This is a genomic window from Chitinophaga sp. G7 BAM 1005, from assembly GCF_057126945.1.
Window position 1 is genome coordinate 6,192,501 of record NZ_CP181478.1, and the last position, 5,000, is coordinate 6,197,500.

General features: G+C 45.4%; 3 rRNA genes (2 of these 3 cut by a window edge). All 3 read right to left on the reverse strand.

From position 1 onward, the window contains the following. A 23S ribosomal RNA gene (locus ACMXI2_RS24850) occupies positions 1–1,916 on the reverse strand; it reaches 968 nt to the left of the window's first position. 620 nt (positions 1,917–2,536) lie between these two features. Continuing rightward, a 5S ribosomal RNA gene (gene rrf, locus ACMXI2_RS24855) occupies positions 2,537–2,648 on the reverse strand. An 84-nt stretch (positions 2,649–2,732) separates the two neighbouring features. Next, a 23S ribosomal RNA gene (locus ACMXI2_RS24860) occupies positions 2,733–5,000 on the reverse strand; it runs 616 nt beyond the window's last position.

Here is a 5,000-nt window from a genome sequence, read left to right on the forward strand (position 1 = left end):
CCGCCGTTTACTGGGGCTTCAGTCAGAAGCTTTGGATTGCTCCGAACATCCTTCCTTAACCTTCCAGCACCGGGCAGGTATCAGGCTCTATACGTCATCTTTCGATTTTGCAGGGCCCTGTGTTTTTGTTAAACAGTTGGTTGTACCATTTTACTGAGGCCGCATCACTGCGGCACGCCTTATCCCGAAGTTACAGCGTCAATTTGCCTAGTTCCTTTACCACGGATCACTCGAGCGCCTGAGAATACTCATCTCGACTACCTGTGTCGGTTTACGGTACGGGCTGCTATAAACGAACCTTAGAAGTTTTTCTTGGAAGTCTGATTAGGGATACTATCAGCGCGGCCGAAGCTTTGCTGTACTATCAGGTTTCAGCATCCCGGACGGATTTACCAATCCAGAATATACCTACGCCCTTTAACGCACTATTCCGTAAGTGCGCGATCCTTTCACTACTCCGTTACTCCATCGAATTTATAGCAGGTACTGGAATATTCACCAGTTTGCCATCAGCTTCACCTTTCGGCTTTGCCTAAGGACCCGACTAACCCTGATCCGATTAGCGTTGATCAGGAACCCTTAGTCTTACGGCGATAAGATTTTTCATCTTATTTATCGTTACTTATGCCTACATTTTCTTTTCTAAACGCTCCAGCATGTTTCGCAACACACCTTCGATGCAGTTTAGAATGCTCCCCTACCGTCTAGCACCTTAATGCTAGGCCTAAAGCTTCGGTTATATGTTTGATGCCCGATTATTTTCCGTGCCCAAACCCTCGACCAGTGAGCTGTTACGCACTCTTTAAATGAATGGCTGCTTCCAAGCCAACATCCTGGCTGTTTTAGGATTTGAACCGCGTTTGTTCAACTTAACATATCATTAGGGACCTTAGCTGTTAGTCTGGGTTATTTCCCTCTCGGCCATGGACCTTAGCGCCCACAGCCTCACTCCTGGAGATTATATTATAGCATTCGGAGTTTATTAGGGTTTGGTAGGCGGTGAAGCCCCCTAGCCCAATTAGTAGCTCTACCTCTATAATACGTCTATATCCAAGGCTGTTCCTAAAAACATTTCGGGGAGAACGAGCTATCTCTCAGTTTGATTGGCCTTTCACCCCTATCCACAGGTCATCCCATAGCTTTTCAACGCTAATGAGTTCGGGCCTCCAGTTAGTTTTACCTAACCTTCACCCTGCCCATGGATAGATCACAAAGTTTCGCGTCTACCCCCACTGACTGATTCGCTCTGTTAGAACTTGCTTTCGCTACGGCTCCGGTACTGAAGACCTTAACCTTGCCAGTGAGGAGTAACTCGTAGGCTCATTATGCAAAAGGCACGCCGTCACCATTACTGGCTCCGACCGCTTGTAAGCGCACGGTTTCAGGAACTATTTCACTCTCCTGTTCGGAGTACTTTTCACCTTTCCCTTACGGTACTGGTTCACTATCGGTATCTAAGGAGTATTTAGCCTTACCAGATGGTGCTGGCAGTTTCATACAGGATTCCTCCGGTCCCGCACTACTCAGGATACTACACGTCCATCAGAATTTCTGTCTACAGGGCTATCACCTGCTACGGCTCATCTTTCCAGATGATTCAACTTGATCTGACTTTCTAAAAGTAGTCCTACAACCCCGGACAGAATTGCTTCGATCCGGTTTGGGCTCTTCCCCGTTCGCTCGCCACTACTTAGGGAATCATTATTTATTTTCTTTTCCTGCAGGTACTTAGATGTTTCAGTTCCCTGCGTTGGCTCTCTTTCGAGTGACATACCTTCAGTATGCCGGGTTGTCCCATTCGGAAATCTACGGATGTAACGATCGTTTGCATCTCCCCGTAGCTTATCGCAGCTTACCACGTCCTTCGTCGCCTCTTAGATCCTAGGCATCCACCATGCGCTCTTATTCGCTTTAAAAAATTTAGTATTTAGATATCACTATCTTGAATACAACTTGCATTTCCCAATATGTCAAAGAACTTTTAATCACTGACTTCTCTTTCGAGATTTCATTTACGTGATTATTGATGATGTGTGAGATCCGATCCCGGTGACGCTTTAGTCAAACATCTTCTTGTTATTATTATAAGAACTTATACTCTGTATTGTACTGTTTGTGTTGGGGTTGCAAAGGTAGTGATCTTATATTTAATCACCAAAATTTTCTTTAAGTATTTTGCATCTTTAATTATCTTAGTATCAGTGACTTATCTATTGGGAAAGTGCTATTAATATCTTCGATAATCAAACCCCTATTTTACAAAGAACACTAGCTTTTTTGAAGCGGATGGCAAAGATATGCCCTTTATCATTCGCAAACAAAACTATTTGAGTTTTCTCTCAAACTATTTTTCAATCTTATTTCAAATTGTTTTCAACCTTACTGTTGAGTGTAATTTTATAATCCGTGAAGGATCATTGCTTTAGAGTAAAAATGTACTGACGCTTTGTGAAATTATCTGCTCTTTAGCAGATGCGTCTACTCTTAAAGAAAGAAAAAGCCTTAGTGCAAACGCACCAAGGCTTTCTTTTAATAAGTATGGCAGCTACCTACTCTCCCGCATGATAGTGCAGTACCATCGGCCATGAGGGGCTTAACTTCTCTGTTCGGAATGGGAAGAGGTGAACACCCTCGGCATAACCACCATAAGATCTTCTTTGCTATTACAGCAAACTAATAAGATAACATATCGGGAAAGTTGTATTCTAAGACTCTTTAGCGTAATATTTAAAAAATTAAAGCTTACGGGCAATTAGTATTACTCGGCTGCGATGTTACCACCCTTACACCTGTAACCTATCAACGTCGTAGTCTCCGACGGCCCTTAAAAGTAAACTCATCTTGAAGCAGGTTTCACGCTTAGATGCTTTCAGCGTTTATCCTATCCATACATAGCTACTCTGCACTGCACCTGGCGGCACAACAGATACACCAGCGGTATGTACGACCCGGTCCTCTCGTACTAAGGTCATGTCCTCTCAATTTACTAACGATCACAACAGATAGGGACCGAACTGTCTTGCGACGTTCTGAACCCAGTTCACGTGCCACTTTAATCGGCGAACAGCCGAACCCTTGGGACCTTCTCCAGCCCCAGGATGTGACGAACCGACATCGAGGTGCCAAACCTCACCGTCGATATGAGCTCTTGGGTGAGATCAGCCTGTTATCCCCGGAGTACCTTTTATCCTTTGAGCGATGGCCCTTCCATACAGAACCACCGGATCACTTTAGCCTGCTTTCGCACCTGCTCGGCTTGTTTGCCTCACAGTCAAGCACCCTTATACTAATGCGCTCTGCGTACGATTACCAACCGTACTGAGGGTACCTTTGCGAGCCTCCGTTACCTTTTAGGAGGCGACCACCCCAGTCAAACTACCCACCAAACAATGTCTCCCATTGCTGGGATTAGACTCTAAATAACAGAAGGTTGGTATTTCAACGATGACTCCACAACTCCTGGCGAAGCTGCTTCATAGTCTCCCAACTATCCTACACATCTGGCATTCAAAATCAATGTTAAGTTGTAGTGAAGGTTCACGGGGTCTTTCCGTCCCGTTGCGATTAACCGGCATCTTCACCGATACTACAATTTCACCGAGCTCGTGGTAGAGACAGTGTACAACTCATTAGACCATTCGTGCAGGTCGGAACTTACCCGACAAGGAATTTCGCTACCTTAGGACCGTTATAGTTACGGCCGCCGTTTACTGGGGCTTCAGTCAGAAGCTTTGGATTGCTCCGAACATCCTTCCTTAACCTTCCAGCACCGGGCAGGTATCAGGCTCTATACGTCATCTTTCGATTTTGCAGGGCCCTGTGTTTTTGTTAAACAGTTGGTTGTACCATTTTACTGAGGCCGCATCACTGCGGCACGCCTTATCCCGAAGTTACAGCGTCAATTTGCCTAGTTCCTTTACCACGGATCACTCGAGCGCCTGAGAATACTCATCTCGACTACCTGTGTCGGTTTACGGTACGGGCTGCTATAAACGAACCTTAGAAGTTTTTCTTGGAAGTCTGATTAGGGATACTATCAGCGCGGCCGAAGCTTTGCTGTACTATCAGGTTTCAGCATCTCTGGCGGATTTTCCTACCAAAAATATACCTACGCCCTTTAACGCACTATTCCGTAAGTGCGCGATCCTTTCACTACTCCGTTACTCCATCGAATTTATAGCAGGTACTGGAATATTCACCAGTTTGCCATCAGCTTCACCTTTCGGCTTTGCCTAAGGACCCGACTAACCCTGATCCGATTAGCGTTGATCAGGAACCCTTAGTCTTACGGCGATAAGATTTTTCATCTTATTTATCGTTACTTATGCCTACATTTTCTTTTCTAAACGCTCCAGCATGTTTCACAACACACCTTCGATGCAGTTTAGAATGCTCCCCTACCGTCTAGCACCTTAATGCTAGGCCTAAAGCTTCGGTTATATGTTTGATGCCCGATTATTTTCCGTGCCCAAACCCTCGACCAGTGAGCTGTTACGCACTCTTTAAATGAATGGCTGCTTCCAAGCCAACATCCTGGCTGTTTTAGGATTTGAACCGCGTTTGTTCAACTTAACATATCATTAGGGACCTTAGCTGTTAGTCTGGGTTATTTCCCTCTCGGCCATGGACCTTAGCGCCCACAGCCTCACTCCTGGAGATTATATTATAGCATTCGGAGTTTATTAGGGTTTGGTAGGCGGTGAAGCCCCCTAGCCCAATTAGTAGCTCTACCTCTATAATACGTCTATATCCAAGGCTGTTCCTAAAAACATTTCGGGGAGAACGAGCTATCTCTCAGTTTGATTGGCCTTTCACCCCTATCCACAGGTCATCCCATAGCTTTTCAACGCTAATGAGTTCGGGCCTCCAGTTAGTTTTACCTAACCTTCACCCTGCCCATGGATAGATCACAAAGTTTCGCGTCTACCCCCACTGACTGATTCGCTCTGTTAGAACTTGCTTTCGCTACGGCTCCGGTACTGAAGACCTTAACCTTGCCA